The sequence below is a fragment of the Actinomadura rugatobispora genome, from assembly GCF_055379765.1.
In genome coordinates, this window is sequence record NZ_AP029191.1 from 8,773,771 (window position 1) to 8,800,375 (window position 26,605).

At 73.2% G+C, this 26,605-nt stretch carries 23 protein-coding genes and 3 pseudogenes; 13 read left to right on the forward strand and 13 right to left on the reverse strand.

The features are described 5' to 3' along the window. Window positions 1–61: 61 nt before the first annotated feature. Window positions 62–463 carry a nuclear transport factor 2 family protein gene (locus ACZ466_RS39470; protein WP_378292590.1) on the reverse strand — a complete coding sequence of 134 codons (402 nt, stop codon included), beginning with the start codon at window positions 461–463 and terminating at the stop codon, window positions 62–64. Between the two features lie 100 nt (window positions 464–563). Here ACZ466_RS39470 and ACZ466_RS39475 point away from each other — a divergent pair, with 100 nt between their 5' ends. Genes ACZ466_RS39475 through ACZ466_RS39485 form a run of 3 tightly spaced genes read left to right on the forward strand, consistent with a single transcriptional unit; the run spans window position 564 to window position 3,828 of the window. Continuing rightward, window positions 564–1,742 carry an acyl-CoA dehydrogenase family protein gene (locus tag ACZ466_RS39475; protein ID WP_378292593.1) on the forward strand — a complete coding sequence of 393 codons (1,179 nt, stop codon included), beginning with the start codon at window positions 564–566 and terminating at the stop codon, window positions 1,740–1,742. Next, entirely contained in the window at window positions 1,739–2,719 is a 981-nt protein-coding gene (locus tag ACZ466_RS39480) for an acyl-CoA dehydrogenase family protein (protein ID WP_378292595.1), read from the forward strand. Before ACZ466_RS39475 ends, ACZ466_RS39480 begins: the two co-directional genes overlap by 4 nt. Beyond that, the gene (locus tag ACZ466_RS39485) at window positions 2,716–3,828 is read left to right on the forward strand and encodes an acyl-CoA dehydrogenase family protein (protein WP_378292598.1); all 1,113 of its coding nucleotides are present in this window, start codon (window positions 2,716–2,718) and stop codon (window positions 3,826–3,828) included. The genes ACZ466_RS39480 and ACZ466_RS39485 overlap by 4 nt, the downstream gene beginning before the upstream one ends. Window positions 3,829–3,885: 57 nt before the next feature. On the opposite strand, the gene ACZ466_RS39490 is transcribed toward ACZ466_RS39485, so the two are convergent. From ACZ466_RS39490 to ACZ466_RS39505, 4 genes are read right to left on the reverse strand one after another with little or no spacing between them, the layout of a single operon-like run. Next, on the reverse strand, window positions 3,886–4,596 hold the full coding sequence (locus ACZ466_RS39490; RefSeq protein ID WP_378292600.1) for a TetR/AcrR family transcriptional regulator: 711 nt from the start codon (window positions 4,594–4,596) through the stop codon (window positions 3,886–3,888). A gap of 54 nt (window positions 4,597–4,650) precedes the next feature. Further along, entirely contained in the window at window positions 4,651–6,255 is a 1,605-nt protein-coding gene (locus tag ACZ466_RS39495; protein ID WP_378292602.1) for a class I adenylate-forming enzyme family protein, read from the reverse strand. A 4-nt stretch (window positions 6,256–6,259) separates the two neighbouring features. Continuing rightward, window positions 6,260–7,435 carry an acyl-CoA dehydrogenase family protein gene (locus tag ACZ466_RS39500; RefSeq protein WP_378292604.1) on the reverse strand — a complete coding sequence of 392 codons (1,176 nt, stop codon included), beginning with the start codon at window positions 7,433–7,435 and terminating at the stop codon, window positions 6,260–6,262. Window positions 7,436–7,438: 3 nt separating this feature from the next. Further along, window positions 7,439–8,227, reverse strand: a complete 789-nt coding sequence (locus tag ACZ466_RS39505) for an enoyl-CoA hydratase/isomerase family protein (RefSeq protein ID WP_378292606.1) — start codon at window positions 8,225–8,227, stop codon at window positions 7,439–7,441. A 263-nt stretch (window positions 8,228–8,490) separates the two neighbouring features. On the opposite strand from ACZ466_RS39505, the gene ACZ466_RS39510 reads away from it, so the two are divergent. From ACZ466_RS39510 to modA, 9 genes and pseudogenes are all read left to right on the forward strand, one after another. Further along, window positions 8,491–8,892: a nuclear transport factor 2 family protein gene (locus ACZ466_RS39510; protein ID WP_378292609.1), complete on the forward strand. Its 402-nt coding sequence runs from the start codon at window positions 8,491–8,493 to the stop codon at window positions 8,890–8,892. Between the two features lie 66 nt (window positions 8,893–8,958). Continuing rightward, window positions 8,959–9,030 (forward strand): annotated as a pseudogene (locus ACZ466_RS39515) (hypothetical protein); the annotation flags it as partial. 9 nt (window positions 9,031–9,039) lie between these two features. Continuing rightward, window positions 9,040–9,339 (forward strand): Zn-ribbon domain-containing OB-fold protein, encoded by a 300-nt coding sequence (locus ACZ466_RS39520; RefSeq protein WP_464044038.1) that lies wholly within the window; start codon window positions 9,040–9,042, stop codon window positions 9,337–9,339. 1 nt (window position 9,340) lies between these two features. Next, window positions 9,341–10,486 (forward strand): thiolase family protein, encoded by a 1,146-nt coding sequence (locus tag ACZ466_RS39525; protein WP_464041861.1) that lies wholly within the window; start codon window positions 9,341–9,343, stop codon window positions 10,484–10,486. A 106-nt stretch (window positions 10,487–10,592) separates the two neighbouring features. Then, window positions 10,593–12,038, forward strand: coding sequence for a class I adenylate-forming enzyme family protein (locus ACZ466_RS39530; RefSeq protein ID WP_378281497.1), 1,446 nt, complete (start codon window positions 10,593–10,595; stop codon window positions 12,036–12,038). A 170-nt stretch (window positions 12,039–12,208) separates the two neighbouring features. Then, window positions 12,209–14,371: pseudogene (locus ACZ466_RS39535) on the forward strand (protein kinase); the annotation flags it as partial. Between the two features lie 439 nt (window positions 14,372–14,810). Then, window positions 14,811–15,071: pseudogene (locus ACZ466_RS39540) on the forward strand (WD40 repeat domain-containing protein); the annotation flags it as partial. A 102-nt stretch (window positions 15,072–15,173) separates the two neighbouring features. Then, window positions 15,174–15,521, forward strand: a complete 348-nt coding sequence (locus tag ACZ466_RS39545; RefSeq protein WP_378281500.1) for a WD40 repeat domain-containing protein — start codon at window positions 15,174–15,176, stop codon at window positions 15,519–15,521. Between the two features lie 150 nt (window positions 15,522–15,671). Then, on the forward strand, window positions 15,672–16,481 hold the full coding sequence (gene modA, locus ACZ466_RS39550; protein ID WP_378281496.1) for a molybdate ABC transporter substrate-binding protein: 810 nt from the start codon (window positions 15,672–15,674) through the stop codon (window positions 16,479–16,481). A 13-nt stretch (window positions 16,482–16,494) separates the two neighbouring features. On the opposite strand, the gene ACZ466_RS39555 is transcribed toward modA, so the two are convergent. The 5 genes from ACZ466_RS39555 to ACZ466_RS39575 all read right to left on the reverse strand — a co-directional run bounded on the left by ACZ466_RS39555 (window position 16,495) and on the right by ACZ466_RS39575 (window position 23,527). Next, a complete protein-coding gene (locus ACZ466_RS39555) occupies window positions 16,495–20,568 on the reverse strand; it encodes a molybdopterin-dependent oxidoreductase (RefSeq protein WP_378281495.1) in 4,074 nt (1,357 codons plus the stop codon). A 159-nt stretch (window positions 20,569–20,727) separates the two neighbouring features. Further along, window positions 20,728–21,051 (reverse strand): GNAT family N-acetyltransferase, encoded by a 324-nt coding sequence (locus ACZ466_RS39560; RefSeq protein WP_378281494.1) that lies wholly within the window; start codon window positions 21,049–21,051, stop codon window positions 20,728–20,730. Window positions 21,052–21,094: 43 nt separating this feature from the next. Further along, entirely contained in the window at window positions 21,095–21,952 is an 858-nt protein-coding gene (locus ACZ466_RS39565) for a pirin family protein (protein WP_464041862.1), read from the reverse strand. A 150-nt stretch (window positions 21,953–22,102) separates the two neighbouring features. Next, window positions 22,103–22,945 carry an SMI1/KNR4 family protein gene (locus tag ACZ466_RS39570; protein ID WP_378281492.1) on the reverse strand — a complete coding sequence of 281 codons (843 nt, stop codon included), beginning with the start codon at window positions 22,943–22,945 and terminating at the stop codon, window positions 22,103–22,105. Between the two features lie 33 nt (window positions 22,946–22,978). Continuing rightward, window positions 22,979–23,527, reverse strand: a complete 549-nt coding sequence (locus ACZ466_RS39575; RefSeq protein WP_464041863.1) for a CGNR zinc finger domain-containing protein — start codon at window positions 23,525–23,527, stop codon at window positions 22,979–22,981. An 80-nt stretch (window positions 23,528–23,607) separates the two neighbouring features. On the opposite strand from ACZ466_RS39575, the gene ACZ466_RS39580 reads away from it, so the two are divergent. Then, the gene (locus ACZ466_RS39580) at window positions 23,608–24,576 is read left to right on the forward strand and encodes a DMT family transporter (protein ID WP_378281490.1); all 969 of its coding nucleotides are present in this window, start codon (window positions 23,608–23,610) and stop codon (window positions 24,574–24,576) included. On the opposite strand, the gene ACZ466_RS39585 is transcribed toward ACZ466_RS39580, so the two are convergent. The 3 genes from ACZ466_RS39585 to ACZ466_RS39595 form a co-directional block, all read right to left on the reverse strand. Then, window positions 24,528–24,785 carry a hypothetical protein gene (locus ACZ466_RS39585; protein ID WP_378281489.1) on the reverse strand — a complete coding sequence of 86 codons (258 nt, stop codon included), beginning with the start codon at window positions 24,783–24,785 and terminating at the stop codon, window positions 24,528–24,530. The genes ACZ466_RS39580 and ACZ466_RS39585 overlap by 49 nt on opposite strands. 365 nt (window positions 24,786–25,150) lie before the next feature. Next, window positions 25,151–25,744 (reverse strand): peptidoglycan-binding domain-containing protein, encoded by a 594-nt coding sequence (locus ACZ466_RS39590; protein WP_378281488.1) that lies wholly within the window; start codon window positions 25,742–25,744, stop codon window positions 25,151–25,153. A gap of 270 nt (window positions 25,745–26,014) precedes the next feature. Beyond that, window positions 26,015–26,590 (reverse strand): carboxymuconolactone decarboxylase family protein, encoded by a 576-nt coding sequence (locus tag ACZ466_RS39595; RefSeq protein WP_378281487.1) that lies wholly within the window; start codon window positions 26,588–26,590, stop codon window positions 26,015–26,017. Between the last annotated feature and the right edge of the window lie 15 nt (window positions 26,591–26,605).

Genomic DNA, 26,605 nt, shown 5'->3' on the forward strand with positions numbered 1-26,605 from the left:
GGCGAGACGGGCGGGCCGGCCCCCGGCGGCCCGCCCGTGCCCGGGTGTCGGCGGTCGGGCGTCAGCGGCCGGCCTGGACCTCCCGGCGGGCGAACACCCACCTCCCGTCGATCTTGACGAACTCGTCGTCGTAGCGGCCGGCCATCGCCAGGACCGGCTGGGCGCCCACCGGGCGCAGGAAGAGGAAGTCCGAGACCGCGGTGACCCTGCCGTTCCCGGTCTCCAGGACGGTGTTGAGGGTCAGGTGCTTGCCCCGCCGCTCGGGCGGCCCCTGGCTCTCCTCGAAGCACGCGGTGATGGCGGCCGTACCGCGGGCCTCCAGGTTCCGGGCGGGCACGGCGAAGACCCCGTCCGGCGCGAACAGCGCCGACACCCCGGCGATGTCGCCGTCGTCGCAGGTGCGGCAGTAGCGGGCGAGCGTGGTGCGGACGGCGAGTTCGTCCTCGAGCGTGAAGTCGTCCATGGCCCCATGCTATGACGTCGACGTCGATTTCGATATTACCCCTGTGATGCGGGGCGCAGAAGGTTGCGCCGGCGCGGGCACGCTCTTTATATTGACGTCAATGTCGGAATTTAACGCGGGAAGCGCGCCCGGCCCCCTGGCCGGCGACGTGCACACCTACACGGCCGCCTTCGAGGCGTGGCTGGCCGCACGGCCGCCGGCCTTCGTCGCCGCGGCGCGGCCGATCCCCTCGTACGCCGAGCGGGTCGCCGCCATGTCGGAGCTCATGCGGGTGCTGTTCGACGAGGGCTGGGCGCGCCGCGGATGGCCGGAGGAGTTCGGCGGACTGGGCGGCGGCATCGCCTACCGCGCGGCGATGTGGGAGGCCCTGGCCCGCCACGGGCTGGGCGCCATGGCCCTGTTCGAGCATCTGGAGATCCTGGCGCCGACGCTGCTCGCGATGGGCCGCCGCGACTTCGCCGCGCGGGTGCTGCCGCGCTTCCTGCGCGGCGACGAGCGCTGGTCGCAGGGGTTCTCCGAACCCGAGGCCGGGTCGGACCTGGCCAGCGTCCGGACCCGCGCCACCGCGGACGGCGACGGCTACGTGATCAGCGGCCGCAAGATCTGGACCAGCTGGGCCCGCTACGCGTCCTGGTGCCTGGTGCTGGCCCGCACCGGCACCCGGGAGTCGCGCCACCGCGGCCTGACCGCCTTCGCCGTCGATCTGCGCTCACCCGGGGTCGAGGTCAGGGCGATCGAGCAGGCCAACGGCACCGACGAGCTGGCCGAGGTGACCCTGGAGGGGGTGCGGGTGCCGTCCGGCCAGGTCGTGGGCGAGGTCGGCGGCGGCTGGAAGGTCGCGATGCACATCCTCGCCCACGAGCGGGGGACCTTCGCCTGGTTCCGGCACTGCTTCCTGTACCGCCAGCTGTTCGACGGCCTCCGTCCCGCGGCGGAGGCCGAGGACGGCGGCCCGCGCGCCGAGGACGGCCTGCTGGGGGAGGCCCTGCTGGATCTGGCCGCGGTGCGCGCGAGCAGCCACGTGGTGATGGACCGCTATGTCACCGGGACGCTGGCCGGCCCCGAGGCGGCCTTCTCCAAGCTGCTGCTGGCCGCGGCCGAGCAGTCGGTCAACGACTGGTCGCTGGCCGACGACACCGACCTGGCCATCGGACTCCAGGACGAGCACGCGGCGGTCCGCCGCCAGGACTACCTCTTCTCCCGCATCGTGACCGTCTATGGGGGGTCCCAGCAGATGCAGCTCGACACCATCGCCAAGCAGATCCTGCGGCTGCCATGAGGCCGCTCCTCGCCGAGGGCGCCGATGACGCGTTCGTCGACGCCGCGAGCCGCGCGCTGCGGGCCGGCGACGGAGGCGACCCGCTCACCTCGCTCGGCTGGTGGGACCTGCTGACCGAACTGGCCGACCTCACGGCCCGCCAGGCCGCGCTGGCGCTGTTCCGCGCCCAGGGGCGGGAACTGGCCGACTCGGCCGCGCTCGGCGCCCTGATGGCCCAGCCGTTCCTCGACCTGACCGGGCTGTCGCCCGGGAAGCTGGTCGCCGCGATCCCCCGCCGCTCGGCCCGCCGCGGCGAGCGGCTGGTGGTCGTGGGCGACGTCGCCGGCCGGTCGCTGCTCATCGACCGTCCCGGGCACGGCGCCGACGTCGTCGCCGCCGACGAGGTCGAGCTGCGGACCGTCGCCGTCGCCGGCCGCCTGACGATCCGGGAGATCGACCGGGAACCGCCGGCGGCGGTCCCGGCCGTCCCCGAGGACCGGGCCGCCCCGGCCCGTGCGCGCGGCCGGTTCCTCGGCCGGATCGCCGCGGCCCTGGAGATCCTGGGGGCGGCCGAGGCCGGCCTGCTGCTGGCGGCCGAGCACGCCGCGGCCCGGGAGCAGTTCGGCCGGCCGATCGGGACGTTCCAGGCCGTCCGGCACCTGCTGGCCTGGGCGCTGACGGACCTGGCCGCGGTGGACGGCGTCACGGCCACGGCCGTACGGCTGGACGGGGACACCCCGCCGCGGCACGACCAGGTCGTCAAGGCGCTGGCGGGCCGCAACGGCCGCCGCGTCTGCCAGCGCACCCTCCAGGTGCTGGGCGCCATCGGCTTCACCGCCGAGCACGACCACCACCACTTCCACAGCCGCGTCCTGGCCCTGGACGCGCTGCTGGGAACCTCTACCGAACTGACCCACGGACTGGGAACCTGGGTCCGGGAAACGCGGACCGACCCGGCCCTGCCCGCCGCCGCGCTCCTCCGGAGGTGGGACTCATGACGACCACACGCGCCGACCTGCGGGAGCTGGCCGCCGCGCTGAGGAAGGCCCTGGGCGCCGGCGCCCCCTCGCAGCAGCCGGTCGTCGACACTGATTGGCGCGCCCGCTGGCCGACCCTCACCGAACTGGGCGTCACCGCGTTCTGCGCCACCGAGGAGTGCGGCGGTTTCGGCGACGAGGCGCCGGCCGCCCTGACGGCCGCCCGGGAACTCGGCGCCGCGCTCCACGGCGCCCCCTACGCGGGAGTGGTCGCCGCCGCCCACGCGCTGTCGCGCTGGCTCGACGACCCCCGCCGCCCGGCCCTGCTCGAAGAGATAGGGGCCGGCGAGCACATCCCGGCACTGGCCTTCCTCGATCCCGCCGCGACCGTGGTGGAGCGGGACGGGGAGGTGCGCGTCGACGGGCGGGCGTACCTGGTGGCCGGCGCCGAGGAGGCCGACTCCTTCCTGTGCCTGCCGCCTGACGGCGACACCATGGTGTTCGTTCCCCGCGCCGGCACCTGCACCGCGCAGAGCTCCCACGCGTTCGACGTCACCCGATCGTGCGCCGACATCGCCTTCACGGGGGCGCAGGGCTCGCCCGTGAGGGCGGAGCCGGGCGGGCGCCTGCGGGTCGAGCGCCTGCACGGCCTGCTGCTCGCCGGCGACGCTCTGGGCGGCCTGGAGCGGATGCTGGAGCGGACGGTCGGCCACGCCCGCGAGCGCAAGGCGTTCGGGAAGGCCATCGGCGGGTTCCAGGCCGTCCAGCACCGGCTCGTCGACCACACCGTGCGGCTGCGCGGCGTGTCCCTCCTGGCCGAGGCGGCGGCCGACCGGCTGGGCACCGGGGCACCGGACGCCGGACGGACCGTCCTGCTCGCCGAGGCCGCGGTCGCCGAGGGCGCCGTCCCCATGCTGCACGACCTGCTGCAGCTGACCGGAGCGATCGGCTTCACCTGGGAGTACGGCCTGCACCTGTACGAACGGCGCGCCCACCTGGACGCCCGCCTCGGACGCAACCCGCGCCAGGCCCTGCGGTCGATCGCCCGGCACGAGGGCTGGTCCGGCGGGGGACGTCCGGCCGGCTCCGCGAGCGCCGACCCGTCCGGGCGCCACGTCCCGACCTGGTGAACCACGGCCTGGAGGCGCCGGACGCGACCGTCCGGCGCCTCCAGGCCGCCCGGCCGTTCAGTCGTGCGCGGGCGCCCGCTCCGCGGCGGCGTCGTGCATGCCGAGCGCGTTCGTCCAGATGCGGGTGAGCTGCTCGGTCGCGCCGGCGAGGTCGAAACCGAAAGTGTTGTCGGTGTTGAAGAGGTACTCGGCGAAGTAGGCGACCATGCCGCCGAGCGCCTGGGCCGCGTAGGCGGGGTCCACCGCGGGGTCGGCGTGGCCGGCCTCCTGGAGGTGGCGGATGCGGCGCTCGATGGCGCGCGCGAAGGCGTCCTGGCGCTGCAGGCGGGTCTCGCTGACCTCGGCGTCGATCGTGGCCACCTGGTGGATGACCCGCATGATCTTGGCGTCGGCGGCGTAGGCCAGCAGGTAGTGCTCGTTGGCCGCGCGGATCCGCTCGACCGGGTCGGCGTCGGCGGGAGCGGGCTCCAGGGTGAGCAGGTTGAGCTCGACCGAGTCGACGATCTCGGTGAAGATCTCTTCCTTCGAGACGAAGTAGGTGTAGAAGGAGCCGTGGGAGATGCCCGCGGCGTCGCAGATGTCGGCGATCCGGGCATGCAGGAAGCCGTCGCGCTCGAAGACCGCCTTGGCCCCCTCGATGAGCCGGCGTCGGGTCTCGCGCCCCCGGAAGGTGCGTCCGGTGCCGCGGCGCTTGTCGGTTTCCTCGTCGCCCCGCCTGCCGCGGCCGGCATTGGGGAGGACGGCTCTGCGGGCGGTCCGTTCAGCCAAAGGTGATCCTTTCTGACGATGCGGCGGCGCGGCCCGGTGCCGTCTCGCCCGCGGTCACCGGGTCACCGCGCGCAGGCGCGCGGCCAGGTCGCCGTCCTTCCCGGGGGACTCCATGAGCAGGCGCGAACGGACGACCTTCCCCGACGCGGTCCGCGGCAGCGGGCCGTCCCAGCGCACCAGTTGCTCGGGCAGCTTCCGCTTGGCCAGCCCCGCGGCGAGCAGGTGCTCCACGACGCCGTCGAGCGTGATCCCGGCGCGGTCCGCCGGCCGGACGGCGACGGCGAGCCGCTCCCCGGTGGCGGGGTCGGGATGGGCGAACGAGGCGCTCTCGAGCGCGCCGGGGAGACCCTCGAGAGCGGCGTCGATCTCGGCCAGCGAGATCTTCAGGCCGTTGCGGTTGGCGACGTCCTTGAGCCGGCCGACGACCGTCAGCCTGCCCTGGTCGAGCTCGACCTGGTCGCCGCTGCGGTACCAGCCGTCCTCGAAGGCGTCGTCGTCGTCGGCGGGATCCAGGTAGCCCAGGAACAGGCACGGCCCGCGCAGCAGGCCCTCCATGGGGTGCTGGGCCGAGCCGACGCGCACCTCGCTCCCGGGCGTGAGCGCGCCGTCGTCGGACAGCCGCCGCTCCCGCTCGTCGCCGGGGAGGCTGCCGGTGAAGTTGGGCGCCTCGGACGAGCCGTACACGCGGGCGATCTCGATCCCGAAGGTGTCGGTGGCCAGTTCGAGGAGGGGCCGCGGGAGCATCGCGCCGCCGAGGGCGAGCGTCCGCAGGCTGAGACGCGCGCCGGCGTCGGCCTTGGTGTCCGCCAGCGCGGCGTGCAGCAGGCGCTCGGCGATGACCGGGGCGCCGCCCAGCAGCGTCGCCCCGGCGGCGTTCATGCGCCGCAGGGACTCCTCCGGGTCGAAGCGGTCCTCCAGGACGAGCGCGGCGTGCGCGTCGGCCGCGAGATGGACCTGCATGAGTCCGGTGATGCTGGTGAGCGGGCTGACGAGGAACTGCACCGTGCCCTCGTCCGCGGAGGTGATCAGCGCCATGTTGCGCGCGCCCGCGGTGAGGGTGTTGAGGGAGTGGACGACCCCCTTGGGGCGGCTGGTGGTGCCCGAGGTGAACAGCACGACCGCGGCACGGTCGCGGTCCGGCTCGCTCCACGCCGACGACGGGCTCGCGGCGGTGGCGCCGGGTGCGGGCCGCTCGTCGAACAGCTCCAGGGACACGGTCGCGGCCGGGTCGAGTACCTCGCCCAGGCGACCGGCCTCCGTGGCGGGCACGATGACCCGCGATCCCTCGGGCAGGACGTCGAGCGCGGCGCGCAGGTCCGCGATCCCGCACCGGCGGTCGAGCGCCACGACCGTCGCCGCCGAGCGCAGCAGCGCGTGGTAGGCGATCACCCCGTGGCGCGTGTTGCCGCTGACCAGCACGGCGCCGTCGCCGGCCCGGACGCCCGCCGCGGCCAGGGTCGCGACCCCGGCGGCCACGGCCTCCGCCAGCTCGGCGCGGGTCATCCGCCGCTCGTTGTCGACCAGCGCCACCGCGCCGGGCCCGCGGGCGGCGGCCGCCTCGACGCCGTCGGCCAGGGTCCGGTCGTCCCACAGGCCGGCGGTCCGGTACCGTCGCGCGGCCTCGGCGGAGGCGCGCGGGAAGCCGTCGGTCGCCGTCATCGGCTCACGCCCGCGGAAGGCCGAGGAGCTGCCGTCCGATGATGCCGCGCATGATCTCCGAGGCCCCGCCGGACACGGTCAGCGCGCGTGACCACAGGAACGCTTCGTACCATCGCTCGACGACCTCCCGGTCCGATTCGTCGACATGGGCGGCGGAGGCCACGATGCCGAGGGCGCGCTCGCACAGCTCGACGTTCAGCTCCGTGTAGACCAGCTTGGCCACGGGGCCGTCGGCGGGGTGCTCCTCGTCGCTCACGATCCGCCGCACGGTGTCCTGGACGATGAGCTTGGCCGCCTCTGTCCTCGCCAGCAGCTCGGCGAGGGTGGCCTGGACGCTCTCCTGGTCGATCGCCCGGCTACCGTCGGGCAGCCGGGCCGCGCGGGCCAGGGCGACCAGGTCGTCGTACATCATCTCCAGCTGGACCGCGTTGGCGCCGACGAAGGCGCGCTCGGAGGCGAGCCCCGAGTTGATCACCGACCAGCCCCCGCCGACCGGGCCCAGCACGTTCTCGGAGGTCAGCCGGACCTCGTCGAGGAACACCTCGCAGAACTCGGCCGATCCCGTCATCTCCCGGATGGGGCGGACGGTGATCCCCGGGCTGTCCATCGGCACCACGAACGCGGTCAGGCCCGCGTGCCGCTCGGCCGCCGGGTCGGTGCGGGCCAGCAGCATGCCCATGTCCGCCCAGTGCCCGTCGGTGCACCACACCTTCTGCCCGGTCACGACGAACCCGTCACCGGAGGCGTCGGCCCGGGTGCGCAGCGAGGCCAGGTCGCTGCCCGCGTCGGGCTCGCTGAAGAGCTGGCACCAGATGTGCTCGCCCGAGCGGATCCGCGGCAGGTACGCGCGCTTCTGCGCCTCGGTCCCGAACTCCAGGATCTCGTGGCTGGCCAGCATCACCTGGTCGAGCGGGCGGTAGGCGCGGGCCCGGAACAGCTCCTCCATCAGGATGAGGTCCCGCGTCGGCCGGTGATCGGGACGGCCGCCCCATTCGGGGGGCCAGCCGGCGCCCAGGTGGCCGGCCTCGTACAGCGCGCCGAGCCACCCCCGGATCTCGCGCTCCTCACCGGCGTCGCGCGGCGCCCGCGTCCCCTCGCTCATGCGCAGGCGCGGCGCGCGCTCGGCGATGAAACTCCGGACCTCCGCCCGGAACCGCTCGTCCTCGTCCTCGACGTTCACCGGTCAGCTCGTTCCCCGTCGGCTCAGCATCTTCGCCAGATTGGCCTGGAACGCCTGCTCGTCGAAGGAGGCCGACTCGCTCTCGATCCCCTTCGACAGTAGCGCTCCGACCGCGCGCAGCAGCGAGTCGTTGAGCAGCGCCTTGGTCTCGGTGACCGCCTGCGGCGGGGACTTCGCCAGCCGGGTCGCGAGCTCCAGGGCCGCGGTGAGCGACTGGCCCTTCGGCACGACCCGGTTGGCCAGGCCGAGCCGCAGCGCCTCCTCGGCCGGCAGCCGCTCGCCGAGCAGGATGTACTCCTTGGCCCGCAGCAGGCCGGTGAGCAGCGGCCAGGTCAGCGCGCCGCCGTCGGCGGCGACCAGGCCCAGCGCCACGTGCGGGTCGGCGAAGTAGGCGTGCTCCTCGATGACCACGAGATCGCTCATGGCGGCGAGGCTGCAGCCGAGGCCGACCGCCGGGCCGTTGACGGCCGCGACGATGGGCACGCGGACGGAGGTCATCCCGCGGACGATGTCCACCGCCTCCGCCATGATGTGGGCCCTCAGCGCGGTGTCCCGGGTCATCCTGTCGAGCAGGCCGAGGTCTCCGCCCGCCGAGAAGGCCTTGCCCGAGCCGGTCAGGACGATGGCGCGGATGTCCGGCGACGCGTCGAGCTCCGGCCAGACCCGGGCGAGCGAGGCGTGCAGCGCCTCATCACTGGAGTTGAGGGTCTCGGGACGGTTCAGCGTCACGATCCCCACCCCCTCACGGGCCTCGACGAGCACGGGGCTGTCGGCCTCCCGGCCATCGGCCATGTGCGGCCTCCCTCGATGGTTACGCGATCTGCTGTCGCGTCGACCCTGACAGTTTTCTACATTGACGTCAATGTTGCATGCGTCTCGCGTCGACCCCGCGGACCGGCCGCGGCGCGCGCGGGCTGCCGGGCGGTATCAATAGATGAATTCGATGTCAATATTGTTACCGCGTTCGGGAGAAGATTACTGTGGTCAGCCCTGGTACATCGCGGCCGAGGCCCCGCTGGTGACCGCCCCCGACCGGCCGGCACGAGGAGTGCGAGATGCTCGTCACCCCCGAAGACCACGCCGCCATCAGCGACCTGCTGGCGCGCTACTGCATCACGCTCGACCTGGACGACGTGGAGGGCTGGGTCTCGCTGTTCACGCCCGACGCCCGCTACGAGGTGTACGGGCGCACGTTCGACGGGCACGAGGGCCTGCGCAAGATGGCCGGCTCGGCCCCCGGAGGACTGCACCTCGGCGGGGTCCCGGTCATCGAGATGACCGGCGCCGACCGCGCCCGCACCACGCGGAACCTGCTCTTCGCCGAGCGGACCGAGGGCATCTCCCGCCACGCCGTCTACGTCGACGAGCTTGTCCGGACCCCGGACGGCTGGCGCATCGCCGCCTGCCGCTGCCGGTTCATCACGGCCGACGGCCTCGCCGACCGGCCCGCACGCTAGGAGTCGTCGTTGCCACAGATTCCCTTCGCGCCCGATGTCTTCACCTGGCCCAGTGAGCGACCTCAGTTGATCGGGGGGCGGTGCGGCCGGTGTGAGGCCACGACGTTCCCGATGCAGTCGTCGTGTCCGCGGTGTGGTGACACCGGTATGGGGCGGGTGCTGCTGCCGCGTACCGGGACGCTGTGGACGTGGACGACGCAGGAGTTCCTGCCCAAGGAGCCCTATGCCAGTGGTGAGACGCCCGAGACCTTCCGCCCCTTCGCCGTCGGCCTGGTCCAGCTCGGTGACGAGGTGCGCGTCGAGGGGCGCCTGACGGTGAGTGATCCCGAGCGGATCGGCTTCGGGATGGAGCTGGAGCTGGAGATCTTCACCTTCCGTACCGAGGGCGATGGCACCGAGGTGATGTCGTACGCCTTCAGGCCGCGCGGTGAGCAGGAGGCGAGCTGAGATGGGCGATGTCGCGATCATCGGGGTGGGGATCCACCCGTTCGGGCGGTTCGGTGCCAAGTCGGCGATCGAGATGGGCGCCGAGGCGGTCCGCGGCGCGCTGGCCGACGCCGGGGTCGAGTGGAGGCAGGTGCAGTTCGCCTTCGGCGGCAGCCGCGAGGTCGACAACCCCGACGCCGTCGTGGGCCTGCTGGGGCTGACCGGGATCCCGTTCATGGACGTCTACAACGGGTGCGCGACCGCGGCGACCGCGCTGCAGCTGACCGCCGATGGGATCCGGTCGGGCAAGTACGACATCGGGGTCGCGGTCGGGATGGACAAGCACGACTCGGGGGCCTTCACCGCCGACCCGATCCACTACAGCGCGCCGTCGTGGTACGGGGACATCGGTCATTTCCTGACGACCAAGTTCTTCGGGATGAAGATCAACCGGTACATGCACGACCACGGGATCTCGCACCGGACGCTGGCGCGGGTGGCGGCCAAGAACTACCGCAACGGCGCCATCAACCCCAACGCCTTCCGCCGCAAGCCGCTGTCGGAGGAGGACGTCCTGGGGTCGCGGATGCTGAACTACCCGCTGACCAGCTACATGTTCTGCAGCCCCGACGAGGGCGCGGCGGCGGTGGTGATGTGCCGGGCCGACATCGCCCACCGCTACACCTCCTCCCCGGTGTTCCTGCGCGCCACCACGCTGCGCACGCGCTCCTATGGGGCGCATGAGGTGCACGCCTCGTGGGCCGCGGTGGAGCAGGCGGACGCGCCGACGGTGTTCGCCTCGCGGGCGGCCTATGAGGAGGCGGGCATCGGTCCCGAGGACGTGGACGTGGTCCAGTTGCAGGACACCGACGCGGGCGCGGAGATCATCCACATGGCCGAGAACGGCCTGTGCGCCGATGGCGAGCAGGAGCGGCTGCTGGCCGAGGGCGCCACCGAGATCGGCGGGCGGCTGCCGGTCAACACCGACGGCGGTCTCATCGCCAACGGCGAACCCATCGGCGCCTCCGGCCTGCGCCAGGTCCACGAACTGGTACTCCAACTCCGAGGCCAGGCCGGAGAACGCCAAGTCCCGGGCCAGCCCCGGGTCGGCTACGCCCAGCTCTACGGAGCACCCGGCACCGCCGGAGTCTCCATCCTCTCCGTTTGACGCGGGCGGGTCCTTCTCCCGGACGAACGCCTTGACACCCGGCGAACAGTAACTCAATATCGATGTCGACATTGAAGTTCTGGATGGAGGTGCCTTGGACGGTCCGATGAGCTATGGCCGACGGGTCGCCGCGCTGGCCGGCGAGCGCCCCGACGAGATCGCGCTGCGGCTGTGCCTGCTCGACGGCGAGGAGGTGACGTTCACCTGGGAGGAGCTGCACCGCAGGTCGGGCCAGCTGGCCGGCGCGCTCGCGGCCCGGGGGCTGGGGACCGGCGACCGGCTCTGCCTCGCGCTGCGCAACACCCCCGAGTTCGTCCTCGGCGCGCTCGCCGCGTGGAAGCTCGGCGCGGTGCCGGTGCCGATGCGCTGGGATCTGCCGGACTGGGAGCTGGCGAGGGTGCGGGAGGTGATCGACGCGAAGGTGCACCTCGATCCGTCCGACATCGCCTGGATCCGGGCCACGGCCGGCGATCCGGTGCCCGACCTCCCGGACGCGGTGTCGCCGCAGGTCTTCGGCATCTGCAGCAGCGGCTCGACCGGCACCCCCAAGGTGATCATGACCGAGCGGCCCGCGCTCTTCGACGAGCGGCGCGTGGTGCCGTTCGCCGCGCTGTGGCAGCCGATCCCGCGTCCCGAGACGATCCTGGTGCCCGCGCCGATGTACCACACCAACGGCTTCTCCACCCTGAACAACCTGCTCGGCGGCGAGCGGCTGGTGGTCATGGAGAAGTTCGACGCGGCCCGCGTGGTGGACCTCATCGAGCGGCACCGGGTGTCGACCTTCACCGCGACGCCCACCATGCTGCAGCGCATCGCCGACCTGCCCGGTATCGAGGGGCGCGACCTGTCCAGCCTGCAGTGGATCCTGCAGGGCGCGGCGCCCATGCCGCCGTCGCTGGTGCGGCGCTGGGCCGGGCTGATCGGGCCGGAGCGGATCTTCATGGCCTACGGCATGACCGAGGGCTTCGGCCTGACCGCGCTGCGCGGCGACGAGTGGCTGACGCACGAGGGCAGCGTCGGCCGCGGCTTCCAGGGCACCGAACTGCGGATCCTGGACGCGGAGGGCCGGGACCTGCCCGCGGGGGAGATCGGCACCGTGTACCTGCGGTCGGCGATCGGCGGGGGCTACAGCTACCGCGGAAAGGCGAAGCGGGCCGCCGCCACCGAGGACGGGTTCCACACCGCGGGCGACGTCGGCTACCTCGACGAGGAGGGCTACCTCTACCTCAAGGACCGCGCCGTCGACATGATCATCACCGGTGGCGCCAACGTGTTCCCGGCCGAGGTGGAGGCCGCGCTCATCGACCACCCCGGGATCGCCGACGTGGTCGTCATCGGGCTGCGCGACCCCGAGTGGGGGCGGCGGGTGCACGCCGTCGTCGAACCCGCCGACCACGGTGCCCCGCCGGACGCCGCCGAGGTCATCGCCTACGCCAAGGGCCGGCTGGCGGCCTACAAGGTGCCCAAGACCGTCGAGTTCGTCGACGCCGTCCCGCGCAGCGCCGCGACCAAGGTCAGCCGCACCGCCATGGTCAAGGCGCGCGGCGGCTGAGCGGCCCGCGCTGAGATCGCCGGGACCCCTCCCGGCGGCGGTCTGGGAGCCTGACGTCCGGTCGGGGCGGCAGCGCGAGGAGGACCAGGGTGGGCAGGAGCCGGCGGCTGTTCGGGCGCAGGCGTGGCCCTGAGCGTGATCCGGTCACCGATCCGCGTGAGGGGCCGCGGGTGAACCCGGCGGAGTCCGCCGTCCTGCCGGAGCAGACGTGGGCCTGGCTGGGGCTGCCGCCGCATCGCAACGTCCGCGGGTGTCACTACGTCCGCGTCGTGGACGGGGCTCCCGAGGTCGTCGCCGAGGACGTGCGAGGTGACGACCTCGCCGAGGCGGCGCGGGCAGGGCGGCTCTCCACGGCCGGCGAGATCATCGACATGGCCGTCCAACTGGCGTGGGGGCTGCAGGCCGTCCACGAGGCGGGCGTGGTGCACGGCGACGTGGGGACGGCCGGCGTGCTGCTCACCGCCGACGGCGTCGCGAAGCTCACCGGCTTGGGATCGGCACGGCGGACGGCGTCGCCCGCGGACGACGGCATGGCCGGGGACGTCCGCTCGTGGGCGGCCACCGTCCTGGAACTGTTCGCGGGAGATGACGCCGACCAGCGCCCGGCGGCCCCCAAGGGGGTCGCGGCCCTGCTCGGCGACTGCCTGGCCGCCGACCCGGCCGAGCGGCCGACCGCTCAGGAATGCGCGGACCGGCTCATCACGGCCTACGACCAGGCCGTGTCCCTGCTCCTCGGCGGCCGGCGAGAGGAGGCCGAGTCCTGCTGGGAGCGGGCTCTGCGCGACGACCCGCGGCACCCGGACGCGACGTTCAACCTGGGCCTGCTGCACTGGCGCGACGCACTCATCACCGACGACGAACTGGTACGGCGGCTGGAGGCGGCGGAGCAGGCCGGCGGAGACCTCGCTCGGCTGCTGGAGTCGGTGCACCTGGAGCGCGGCGGCGCCGGCGAACCGTCGTCGACCGCCCGGTGCGAGTCCGGCTGGATCTGCACGGTGGCGGTCACACCGGACGGCCGGCGCGTCGTGTGGGGCGCCGAGGACGGCGGGCTGCGCTCATGGAGCCCGGGTGACCGCCGGGCGACGACGCTCACCGGCCACTCCGAGGAGATCTGGTCGGTGGCCGTGACCCCCGACGGCCGCTACGCCCTCTCCGGAGGGTCCGACCGCACCGTGCGCCGGTGGGACCTGACCACCGGCCGGTGCCTGAACGTCCTGAGCGAGCACACCGGGCGCGTGCGCGGCGTCGCGCTCTCCCCGGACGGCATGCGCGCGATCACGGGCGCCGAGGACGGCCGGGTCCTGAGCTGGGACCTGCGCCGCGGCGCGCTCCTGGGCACCGTCGCCGAGGAGGACGTCGCCGTCCTCTCGGTGGCGATGACGCCGGACGGCCGGTACGCCATGGTCTCCGGGAACAAGGGGATGCTGCGCCGCTGGGACCTGCGCACCGGCCGGTGCCTGGGCACCCTCGCCGGTCACACCGGCACCGTCCTCTCGGTGGCCGTGACCCCCGACGGCCGGTACGCGCTGTCGGGGGGCGACGACGGCGACGTGCGGTGGTGGGACCTGGAGACCGGCGACTGCCTGCGCACGCTCACCGCGCACACCGACCCGGTCTTCTCGGTCGCCGTGACGCCCGACGCCCGCCTCGCGGTGACGGGGAGCCCGGACCGCACGGTGCGGTGCTGGGACCTGGCCACCGGCCGCTGCCTGCGCACCCTCACCGGCCGGAAAGGGGCGCCCTTCCGCTGGGTGACGGCCTCCGCCGACGGGCGGTTCGCCCTCGCCGGGGACCACGCGGGCACCCTCTGGTGGTGGGAACTCGCCACCGGCCGCCTCCTGCGCACGCTGACCGGCCACGACGGCCCGGTCAACCAGATCATCGTGCTGCGGGACGCCCGGCAGGCCCTCTCCGCGGGCGAGGACGGCACCGTACGCCGCTGGGACCTGGACGCCGGCCGGTGCGTGCGCACCTACACCGGCCATGACGACGCCGCGTACTCGATCGCCCTCGCCGCCGACGAGAGCGTGTTCCTGTCCTGCGGGGGCGACGGCACCGTGCGGTCCTGGGACCTGGCCACGGGCCGCGGCCTCCGCGTCCTCACCTACGGCCACCGCGTGATCGACGTGATCACTCCGACGATCCTCGCGGTCGCCGTCAGCGCGGACGGCCGCACCGCCGTCGCCGGGGACAAGGACGGCGACCTGACCTGGTGGGACCTGGCCACCGGGCGCTGCCTGCGCACGTTCTCCGCCTCCGGCGGCGCGATCAACGCGGTGACCATGGCCCCCGACGGCCGGACCGCCGTCTCCGGCGGCTTCGACAAGACCGTGCGCTGGTGGGACCTCGCGACCGGCGGTGCCGCGCCCTGGAGCTACAGCCGTCCGCGTTTCACGCTCGACCTGGGGGGCGCAGGCGGAGGAGTTCCGGAACCGCGTGGACGCCGCCCGCGCACTCCTCGACCGCGGCGACCCCCGGGGCGCCGCCGGGGAACTGCGGCGGGCGCGGGCCGTCCCCGGCTTCGGGCACGACCCGGCGCTGGCGGAGCTGTGGCGGCGGGCCGGCCACGGCGGTCGGCGCACCGCCGTCCTCGGCAGCCGGCAGACCCGTCGCCTGGAGTCGCCCAGCCACCTCGCGAAGGCGGTGGCGATCACGTCCGACGCTCGGCACGCCCTGTCGGCGAGCGGTGCGGCGCTGCGCTGGTGGGACCTGGCCACCGGCCGGTGCCTGCGCGTCCTGACCGGGCACGACGGTTTCGTCTTCGGCGTCGCGGTGACGCCCGACGGCCGGCGCGCCGTCTCCGTGGGCGACGACACGGTGCGCTGGTGGGACCTGGGCGAGGGCCGGTGCCGGGCGGCCCTGCCCCTGGGCACCGGGTCGCCGACGTTCTCGGTCGCCCTGGCGCCCGACGGTCGCCGCGCCCTGTCCGCGGGCGTGGACGGCGTCCTGCGCTGGTGGGACCTGGCCCGCGGCCGCCGCCTCCACGCCCTGACCGGCCACGACGGGCTCATCAACTCCGTGGCCGTCACCGCCGACGGCCGGCGCGCCCTCTCCGGCGGCGCCGACGGGACGGTGCGCTGGTGGGACCTGGCGGCCGGGCGGTGCCTGCGCACCTTCACCGACCACGGTGAAGCGGTGAGCGCGGTCGCGGTGACGCCCGACGGGCGCCACGCCGTGTCCGGCGGCACCGGCGGTGCCGTATGCGCGTGGAACCTCGCCGCCGGCACCTGCGGGCGCCTCCCCGTCCACCACACCGCCCAGATCAACTCCGTCGCGATCAGCGCCGACGGCCGCCACGCCCTGTCCGGCGGAGAGGACACCACGCTGCGCTGGTGGGACCTGGAGGAGGGCCGCTGCCTCCACCAGGTCAAGACCGCCTACGTGGCCTCGGCCGCGATGACCCCGGACGCCCACCACGCGGTCTCCGGAATGGCGGACGGCTCCCTCCTGCTCTGGGAGATCGCCTGGGACTACGCGTTCTAGTTCCGCATCTGCGACTCAGCTCGGGCACGGTACTGGCAGATGCATGCCATATGCGGCTTGGAGTGTCGTTTCTGCAAGGATAAGGTAAGGGTCGTCGCGGCGCCCCCGCGTGATCGCCGAGGCCGTGACCCGTACCCCTGAGGAGCCGCCGTGCAGTTCAAGCACCTGACCACCCGTCTGACCTCCGGGCTGACCGCCGGGGTCGCCGGTCTGGCCCTGCTCGCGACGGCCGTCACCGGCTGCGGCGACACCGGCGACGACGCCTCCGGGGGATCGGCCGGAAGCGGAAAGACGGTGACGGTGTTCGCGGCCGCGTCGCTGACCGAGTCGTTCACCGCGCTCGGCAAGACCTTCGAGGGCTCGCACCCGGGGGTGAAGGTCCGCTTCAACTTCGGCGGCAGCTCCACCCTGGCCCAGCAGATCACCCAGGGCGCCCCGGTGGACGTGTTCGCCGCCGCCAGCCCCGCCACCATGAAAACGGTCACCGACGCGCGCCTGGCCGAGGGGCAGCCGCAGACCTTCGTCCGCAACCGGCTGCAGATCGCCACCCCCGCCGACAACCCCGGCAAGATCGCCGGCATCAAGGACCTGGCCGGGTCCGATGTCAAGGTGGTGCTGTGCGCCCAGCAGGTCCCGTGCGGCGCGGCCGCCCAGAAGGCCCTCGGCGCCGCCGGTGTGAAGGTCGAGCCGGTGTCGCTGGAACAGGACGTCAAGGGCGCCCTGAACAAGGTCACCCTCGGTGAGGCCGATGCCGCCCTGGTGTACCGCAGCGACGTCAAGGCCGCCGGCGCCAAGGTGCACGGCATCGACTTCCCCGAGGCCGCCCAGGCCATCAACGACTACCCCATCGCCACCCTGGCCAAGGCGCCCCAGCCCGCCCTGGCCAAGGAGTTCCTCCAGCTGGTGGTCTCGGCACAGGGCAGGACCGTACTGACGGCGGCCGGTTTCGAGAGCCCCTGAACCCTGCGAGCGGTCAGTACACGTCGCGGACGTAGCGTTTGTCGGAGGCGAGCTGCTTGAGGTACGCGGTGGCGGCGTCCGGGGCGAGACCGCCGTGGGTGGCGGCGATGTCGCGCAGCGCCTGGTCGACGTCCTTGGCCATGCGGGACGCGTCGCCGCAGACGTAGAGGCGGGCGCCGTCCTGCAGCCAGGACCACAGGCGGTGCCCGTGCTCGCGCATGCGGTCCTGGACGTAGGTCCGGGTGCGCTGGTCGCGGGAGAACGCGGTGTCGAGCCGGGTGAGGTGGCCGTCGTCGTGGAGGCCGGTCAGCTCGTCCTGGTAGTAGAAGTCCGTGGCGCGGTGCTGCTCACCGAAGAAGAGCCAGTTGGGGGCGCGGTGACCGCGGGCGCGCCGTTCGTGGAGGAAGCCGATGAACGGTGCGACCCCGGTTCCCGGGCCGATCATCACCATCGGGGTGTCGGGGTCGGACGGCGGCCGGAAGTGCGGTGCGGTCTGGACGAAGACCGGTACCGGCGTGTCGGGGGCGGTGTCGGCGAGGAAGGCCGAGCAGACCCCCTTGCGGGTGCGGCCGTGGAGGTTGTCGTACCGGACGACGGAGACCGTCAGCGCGATCTCGTGCGGCTCGGCGAGAGGGCTGGAGGAGATCGAGTAGAGGCGGGGCTGCAGGCGCTTGAGGACGTCCCCCCACTCCTGCGCGGTGGCGCGGACGGGGTGCTCGGCGATGACGTCGACGGCCTGGCGGCCCCAGGACCACTGGGTGAGCTGGCCCTTGTTGCCCGGACGCAGCAGCTTCCTCAGGGCGCGGTCGCCGGTGCGTTCGGCGACGAAGCGCAGCAGGTCCGGGGTGATCCTGGTGATGTCCAGATGCCGGTGCAGCGCCTCATCGAACGGGACGGGGCCGACGCCGTCCAGCTCGATGACGGTGCCGGCGTCGACGCCGGTGGCGGCCAGCCATTCGGCCACCAGGTCGGAGCAGTTGACCGGGCGCACGCCGAGCGCGTCGCCGGCCTGGTAGGCGAGCGGGGCGTCGCCGTCACGGGTGTCGAAGACGAACCGCCGGACCTCCTTGGCCGACCCCGGGCGGCTGAGCAGCCGGTTGCCGGTGAGGCGGGCGGCGGCGGGGACGGGTTTGGCGCGGCGGGCGGGGGCGGCCGGAGCGGCGGGCGGAGCCGGAGCGGCACCGGCGGCCGGTGGGCGATCCTCCAGGGCGGTGAGGACCTGGTCGAGCCACGCCTGGGCTGAGGCGTCGTAGTCGGGTTCGCAGTCGGTGCGCGGGGCCAGCCGCACGGCCCCCAGCTCCTGCAAGCGCCGGTCCAGGCGGCGGCCGTGGCCGCAGAAGTCGTCGTAGGAGGAGTCGCCGAAGGCCAGGACGGCGTACCGCACGCCCTCCATGCGTGGGAGGTCGTCCGCGGCCAGCGCGTCCCAGAAGCCCGAGCCGTTGTCGGGCGCGTCGCCGTCGCCGAAGGTGCTGGTGATCAGGAGCAGCTCGCCGCCGGGGAGCGAGCGCGGGTCGGTGTCGTCCATGCAGCGGAGCGCGACCCGGTGCCCGGCCGCGGTGAGACGTTCGGCGGTGGCGGCCGCGAACTCCTCGGCGTTGCCCGTCTGCGACGCCCAGAGCACGGCCATCTCGCGACCCGTGCCCCCGGCCTCCGCCGCGGGCACGGGGGCCGGGACGCGGGAGTACAGGCCGGCCAGGACGCCGTTCACCCACAGCGCGCTGTCCTGCCCGAACGGCGCCGTGGGCGGCAGGACGGGGACGCCCGGCGCCCCGGCGTCCAGCCCCGCGAGGAACCCGGAGAGGTAGCGGCGTTCGGGCTCGGTCAGGACGGGCGGTGCCAGGTCCTGCAGCCCGAAGACGGCCGCGGCCGGGGGAGGGGCGTCGCCGCCCACAGCTCCGGCGCCGCCCTGGATGGACGGCGGCATCGCCGCCCGCGTGGCGACCCTGGTCAGCGAGACCGCGCACACCTTGAGCTCGGGCTGGAACGACAGCGGGTCGACCGCGTCGCTGGTCACGGCGTTGACGCTCAGGTACTCGCCGAACAGATCGTTCCAGTGGAACGGCGCAAAGCAGCATCCGGGCCGCACCCGGTCGGTCACCACGGCGGGCAGCACGGCCCTGCCGCGCCGGGAGGCGACCTCGACCGTGTCGCCCTCGCCGATGCCCAGTTCCCGCGCGTCCTGAGGATGGATCTCGATGAAGGGCGCGGGGTCGAGCTTGTTGAGCTTGGCGACCTTGCCGGTCTTGGTGAGGGTGTGCCACTGGTGCTGCAGCCGGCCGGTGTTCAGGACGAACGGGAAGGCGTCGTCGGGCATCTCGGCGGCGGGGATGTGCGGGCGGGCGAAGAACACCGCGCGGCCGCTCGCGGTCGGGAACACCGGCCCGCCGCCGTCCCGGTCCAGGTACCGGATCGGGTTGCGGTCGGGGCCGTCCGGGTCCGGGGCGGGCCACTGGACGGGGGTGTCGCGCAGCCGCCCGTAGGTCACGCCGCGCAGGTCGTAGCCGGTCGCGGGGTTCCAGGCGCCCTTGATCTCCTCGAAGATCTCCTCGGCACCGGAGTAGGAGAAGGCGTGTGCGTAGCCCATCGCGCACGCGATCCGGGCGATGATCTGCCAGTCCGGCAGCGCCTCCCCGGGCGGGTCGGCGGCCCGCGGGGCCAGGGTGAGGTTCCGCTCGCTGTTGATCAGGACGCCCTCGGCCTCGGTCCACAGGGCGCCGGGCAGGACCACGTCGGCGTAGGCGTTGGTCTCGGTGTCGGCGAAGACGTCCTGGGTCACCACGAACTCGGCCGCCTCCAGCCCGTCGATGACGGTCCTGCGGTTGGCGACCGAGGCGACGGGATTGGTGCAGATGATCCAGCAGGCCTTGATGTCGCCGTCGGCCATGCGCCGGAACATGTCGACGGTGCCCTTGCCGGAGCCGTCCGCGCGGATGGTGCCCGGCGCCAGGTCCCACAGCCGCTCGGCGAAGGCGCGGTCCTCCTCCACCAGCACCGAGCGCTGCCCGGGCAGGCCGGGCCCCATGTAGCCCATCTCCCGGCCGCCCATGGCGTTGGGCTGGCCGGTCAGGGAGAACGGGCCGCTGCCCGGGCGGCAGATGGCGCCGGTGGCCAGGTGCAGGTTGATCAGGGCGTTGGTGTTCCAGGTGCCGTGGGTGCTCTGGTTGAGCCCCATGGTCCAGCAGCTCGTCCACTCGGCGGCGGTGCCGATCCACTCGGCGGCCGTGCGGAGGTCGTCCTCGGGGACTCCGGTGATCTCGGCGACCGTGGCGGGCGGGTAGCCGGCCAGGAACTCCGGCATCGCCTCCCAGCCCTCGGTGCGGTCGGCGACGAACGCCTCGTCGATGTGCCCGCCCTCGACCAGCAGGTGCAGCAGCCCGTTGAGCAGCGCCAGGTCCGTGCCGGGCTTGACCTGCAGGAACAGGTCGGCCTTGGCGGCGGTCGCGGTGCGCCGCGGATCGACGACGATCAGCTTGGCGCCCGCCTTCACCCGCTCCATCATGCGCAGGAACAGGATCGGATGGCAGTCGGCCATGTTGGAGCCGATGACCAGGAACGCGTCGGCCCTGTCGAAGTCCTGGTAGGAGCCGGGCGGGCCGTCGGCGCCCAGCGACAGCTTGTATCCGGTGCCCGCGCTGGCCATGCACAGCCGCGAGTTGGACTCGATCTGGTTGGTGCCGATGAACCCCTTGGCGAGCTTGTTGGCCAGGTACTGCGCCTCCAGGCTCATCTGCCCCGACACGTACAGGGCCACCGCGTCCGGGCCGTGCTCGTCGATGACGGCGCGCAGCCGGGCGGCCGTCGCGCCGATCGCCGCGTCCACCCCCGCCGGTACGGGTTCGGCGCCGCGCGCGTCCCGTACCAGCGCGGAGGTGAGCCTGCCGGGCGCGGCCAGCATGTCCGCCGTCGTCGCGCCCTTGGTGCACAGCCGCCCGGAGTTGGCCGGGTGCGCCTTGTCGCCGGTCGCCTTGACGACCTTCCGGCGGCCGTCCGGCCCCGTGGTGACGTCCAGGACGATTCCGCAGCCCACACCGCAGTAAGAACAGACCGTTCGCACCTGCGTCGCGGCCTGCGAATCCAGCGCGGTCAACGATCAGCCCCCTCATCGGATCGGGACAGCGCGCTGAACGTATGAAACGCCCGTTAACCCCATGTCACGCCAAGGACTCACACACGGTTACATCTGTCACACAACCGGCGCACCGGCGCTGTGAGGCGTTCACGGGGCGACGCCGAGGGGGCCCGGTCGTCAGTCGGTGACGCGGCTCTTGCTGGTGTACAGCAGGTCCTGGTACTCGGGGTGCCTGGCGATCCAGGCGGTGTAGAACGGGCACACCGCGAGCACCGGCACGCCCTGGACGCGGGCGGCGTCGAGGGAGGACCGGACCAGCGCCGATCCGATGCCGCGCCCCTCGTAGGCCGGGTCGACCTCCGTGTGCACGAAGGCGATCAGTTCGTCGGTGCGGATGTACTGGGAGAACCCGGCCAGGTCCCCGCTCACCCGCGCCTCGTAGCGGTTCGCGTCGGGGTTGTCGATGGTCTCCACGTCGGCGGTCGTGGTCGTGTCGCTCATGGCTCCAGCCTCATCGGTCGTTGATCATTCTGCGTGTCGGCCCTCAGCGCGACGGGTTGCCGCGGGGGCTGAGGGTGGCGTTGGGCAGGGCCGGCGCGGGGAGGCGGTCCCCGTCGTAGCCCTCGACGGCGCCGAAACGGCCGGAGGCGTTCTGCCACGCCTCCCGCGCCTCGACGATGTCCTCGTGGCTCCGGCCGATGAAGTTCCACCACATGACGATCCGCTCGTTGAACGGCGGTCCGCCGAGCAGGAGCATGCGGGCGGCGGTGTCCGCTTCGTTCGCCAGCGTCAGCGTGCCGGCGCCCGCGCCGAGGTAGCCGAGCTCGGCGGGCCGCAGGAGGGTTCCGGCCGCGCGGACGTCCCCAGCGTCGACGAGCACGCCGTGCTCGAAGCCGGGGTCCACCGCCAGGGTGACCGCCGCCCGCGGCTCGAGGGTGATCTCGGCGCCGAGCAGCGGCGTGAAGGTCCGCACCGGGGAGGCCGCGCCCGCCAGCGAGCCGAGGAACACCCTGGCCTCGCCGCCGTCCAGCCGGACCGGGTCCGGGACGTGGTGCTGGAAGTCGCGGCCGGTGTGCCGGTGCTCCTCGGGCAGTGCCACCCAGAGCTGGACACCGTGCAGGATCGTGGCGCGGGCGGTGGAGACCTCGGAGTGGCTGATGCCGTGGCCGCCCGTCATCAGGTTCAGCTCGCCGGGCCGTACGAGCGTGTGGTTGCCCATGCTGTCGCGGTGCTCGATCTCCCCGCCGAACAGCCAGCTCACCGTCTGCAGGCCGGTGTGGGGATGCGGCGCGACGTCCATGCCGCCGCCGGCGGAGACGTCGTCGGGGCCGTAGTGGTCGGCGAAGCACCAGGCGCCGATCAGCGTGCGGGCCCGCTGCGGCAGCGTGCGCCGCACCCTCATCGCCCGGGGGCCGCCCAGCGGGACGTCCCGCGCGGTGAGGACCTCGACCCGCGCCGCGTCCGCGCCGCCCGGGGTAATTTCTCTTTCAACTACCACGTCACGATGATAGGTCGCCCGGTGCACCGGTCGGTGCGGAGCCGGACGGGCGCGTCAGGCGCCGGATCGGGCGAACTTCATGAACCAGTGCCCGCGGAGGTTGTCCGACCGTGTGAAGAACGGGTGGTCCGGATCGGTCATCTGGCGGAACAGGAACTCCGTCGCCGTGCACTCGAAACGGCTGCCGTCGCCGAGGCTGTCCACGGCGTAGACGGGCCAGCGGTCGGGATCGGGCCCTTCGGTGATCCAGAAGAACGTCTCCTGGTGCTCGTTGCTCGACCAGGGGATCACTCCCGACGGGGCGGGGAAGGGCGGATGCTCGTCTCCCGGGGCGAGGTCGTCTCCGGCGTGGACCTCGGCATGCCAGATCAGCTCATCGGGGGTGAAGACCTGGAAGAACGCGTCGAACAGGCCGTCGCAGCCGAACGTCTCGACGATCCGCCTGTAGTCGCCCGGCAGCGGCGCGCCCAGGCGGGACTCGACCGCCGCCCAGTCGGGCGCGGGCACGGGTGACGCCGTCCCGGCGGTGATCGCGACCAGCCGTTCTACCCAGGACATCTCCGCGGGCAGCTCCTCCGGGCGAGGGATGTCCCGCTCCGCGACAGCTATGAACGGCCGGCCGTCCGGGCCCCGCCCCAGCGTGACCGCCCGGTCGTCCCACACCCAGGCGTGCGTCCGGCCGGCCTGCTCCGCGAAGCGCAGGGACGGCGATGCGGCGTGGGTGAACGGGCCGGCGTACCGCTTGGTGAGCGTCTCGATCAGGCCGTCCACGTCCGCGCCGCCGGAGATCGGCAGGCAGGTGTGCCCGTCCGGATGCCCGGGCTCGTCGCACGTCAGGTCACCGGCACCCACGCCCATCAGGCGGGCCACGGCCGCCGCCAGTTGCTCACCGTCCATGGGGGCAGTCAAGCGCATGCCCCTGACAAGCGGTCAGGGCCCGGCGAGGTTGCGCTCGCGGAACGCGGCGGCCTTGGCGCGGTTCCCGCATTCGCGCATGTCGCACCAGCGGCGCGAGCGGCGCCGTGAGTGGTCCACGTACAGGCGGGTGCAGCGCGGGTCCTGGCATTCCTTGATGGCGGAGGCGAGGGGCTCGGTGAGCAGGTGGACGGCGGCGCGGGCGACCTCGGCGAGCGCGGCGGCCATGTCACCGGTGCGCGCCACGCCGCCCTCGGCCGTGAGGCGGACGGTGACGGGGGGCCGCGCGGCCGCGTCGTTGATGGCGTCGCGGTCGGCGGCGGCGGGATGCTCGCCGCGCAGAACCGCGGTGGCGGCGCGGTAGATCGCCTCCCGCAGCGCGACCGCGGCGGCCAGGTCGGCCGCGCCGGCGTGCGGGGGAGCGTCGAGCAGCCCGGCGGCCACCGTCCAGCGCGCCGCCTCGGCGGGCCCGGTCAGCAGTTCGCACCGCTCGTGGCGGCGGTACCGGACGGTGCCGGCCAGGTCGAGGGCCGCGTCGCCGCTGACGAAGGTGAACTCCACCATTCCAGGATAACCGTATTGACAGGTTACCCAGAGTCGTGACCAGATGGGATAACCACATCGACCGGTTACTTGGAGGGCTCATGGCGATCGGCCTGCGCCGGGGGAGCCGCACGTCCCCGCCGCCCGCGGGGACGGCGGGCCGCGGCGGCCGGGCCGTCCGAGCGGTGACGCCCACGGCGTTCGTGGTGCTCTGGAGCAGCGCGTTCATCGCCGGGGTGATCGGGGTGGACGCGGCGCCGCCGTTGCTGCTGACCTTCGCGCGGTTCGCGCTGGCGGGCGTGCTGCTGGCCGCGTACGCGGTGGCGGTGCGCGCGCCCTGGCCGCGCGGACGGCGGCTGGCGCACCTGGCGGTGACGGGCCTCCTGATCCAGGCGGTCCAGTTCGGCGCCCTCTACACCGCGCTGGGCATGGGCCTGCCCGCCGCCGTGGTGGCGTTGGTGCAGGGGCTGAACCCGGTGTTGATCGCGCTGCTGGCCGGGCCGCTGCTGGGGGAGCGGATCGGCGCCCGCCGATGGGCGGGGTTCGCGCTCGGCGCGGCGGGCGTGGTGCTGGCGGTCGCCGACCGGATCGCCGTCCCGGCGGCCGCCGCGGCGGGCACCGCCGCCGTGCTGTGCGTGGCCGGGGTGCTGGGGCTCAGCCTGGGCACCCTCTACCAGAAGCGGTTCGCCGCCGACATGGACGTGCGGACCGGAACCGCGGTGCAGTTCCTCGTCGCCGCTCCCGTCCTGGGCCTGGCGTCGCTGGCCTGGGAGACCCCACGGGTCGGCGACTGGACGGCCTTCGGCGGGGCGCTGGCCTGGATCGTGCTGGTCAACTCGATCGGGACCTTCCTGCTGCTGAACACCATGCTGAAGCGCGCGTCGGCCAGCCGGGTCGCCACGTTGTTCTTCCTGACGCCCTCGGTGACGGCGCTGCTGGCGTTCGCGCTGGTCGGCCAGGCCCTCGACGGCCTGGCGATCGCGGGCCTGGTCCTGGGCGGCGCGGGGGTGCTGCTGGCGGGTCAGTCACCGCCGCCGCAGGAGGAGTCGCAGGAGGAACCGCAGGAGTAGCCCCCGCACCCGCCGTTCTCGTTGCGGGAGGAGTCCGAGCGGTTCCCGGAGGAGCCCCCTCCGAAGAAGCCGCCGCTCGTACTGGACGACGTGCCGCCGGAGAACAGGGACGCGAGCCCGGTGAGGACGAAGCCGATGAGGAAGAGGACGCCGACGAACCCGGCGATGGACCCGAAGACGACGAGCAGGAAGAGCAGGGGGCCGGGCACGCTATCTCCCCTCGGACGCGGGCGGAAGATCGTTCACATCAGCATGCGACGCCCGCGCCGCGGCGCCGGTTCGGAACGCCGCCGTGAACTTCTCCGCCCCACCGGGCGACGGCCGAGCAGCGCGACTCGGGCATGCCGCCCTCTTCAAGGATTCCCAGGGAATCTTCGTCCGGGATCTCGATCGATTCACCGGGGTGCTTCGCCACCGGCTTCCGGGCGCCTCCGTCGACGAATGCACCGCGAATATCGGGCCGAAGAAATAGCGGCTCCGGGCGGCCGCCGGACGGCGGCCACCCGGATATCGACCTTTCACTCCCAGCCCCGGATGATGTTTCAGTGGGAGTGCGCGGCCGATCGAGTCGTGGTCATCGGGGAGTGCGCAGGTTCTCGGAGCCCTGCGCGAACATGGCGCGGAAGGTGATCGGCCCCACCGTGCCGTCGACCCCGATTTCCTTGCGGCTCTGGAAATTCCAGACGGCGGTCTTGGTCCTGTTCCCGTAGACGCCGTCGACCGGGATGGCGTCGCCCAGGATGTTCAGCGAGTGCTGCAGTCCCTTGACCAGGTGGGAACGGGTGTCGCCCGGCCGTGCGACGCCGTGGTCGGCGCGGAGCGTGACCCAGGTCTCGGCGTTGAGCCCGCCGGTCGCCTCGAGGTCGCGGGCGGCCTGGTACTTCTTGACGGCGGTGACCAGGGCGTCATCGAAGACGTCGGAGCCGGCGGCCCTGGGGTCGCAGTTCCTGAAGTAGCCGAACTGGGCCAGGAAGCAGCGCGCGGCCGCCACCCGGTAGTCCCGGTCGCCCTTCTTGAGCGCCTTCCACGGCTGGGCCTCGATGGCCGCCACGATCCGCCTGTCGGTCCCCGGTCCGTCGGCATTGGCGGAAACGGCGCCGACGCCGGCGACGAGCGCGGCAATGGCGGCGGCCAGGCCCGCCACCATCAGCCGCAGCGTGATTCTCATGCGATCTCCTCTCGGGACGTGTTCGACCCTTCTCTACGTGGGACGCCCGATTGTCAGGTCAAGTTTTCGCCCTATCGCGAGAAAGTTCGTCCACCGCCCTGGAGATCAAATGATAAGGCCCGTGACGCGCGCCTCACTTCGCCGGTTTACAGTCGCCAGAGATCTTTTATGTATTTTGAAGAAAGGAACTCGGCCGCCGGCGGCGGGGCGCCGGCGCGTGAAGAACGCCCCCGGCGGGGCCGCCGGGGGCGTGCGAGTCGTGGGGAGAGGTCAGGTGTCCCGGCGCAGGTCCTCGTCGAATTCCAGGTCGAAGGACCGCATCAGCCAGGCGAGGGTCTCGTAGGCGCCGACCGTGAAGATGACGTCCATCAGCTGCTGCTCGTCGAGGCCGCCGGACAGCGTGGCCCAGGTCGGATCCGCGATCGCGCCGTCGCGGATCAGTTCGTCCGTCGCGCGGAGCAGGGCCGCGTCGAGCGGGTCCCAGTACGGCGCGTCCGCGCCCCAGGCGACGCGGCCGATCTCATCGTCGGTGAGGCCGGCGTCGTGCGCCATGAAAACGTGCTGGGCCCACTCGTAGGAGCAGGAGCGCAGCGTCGCGACCCGCAGGACGAGGAGCTCGCGCTGCCGCTCGGTGAGCGTGGTCGCCATCAGGATGTGGCCGTTGAAGGTGAAGAAGGCACGCGCCAGGGCCGGATGGTGCGCGAAGGTCCCCAGCGTGTTGAGGGCCTTGGGACGGCCTTCGGACGTCGGCTGCGAGTGCCGGGGCGCCGGCGGCACCATCGCGGCCAGCGCCTCGCGCATCTCCGGCGGCCACTTCTTGATGGGGAGCGGTTCAACGCGTGCCATGTCGGGTCGTCCTTC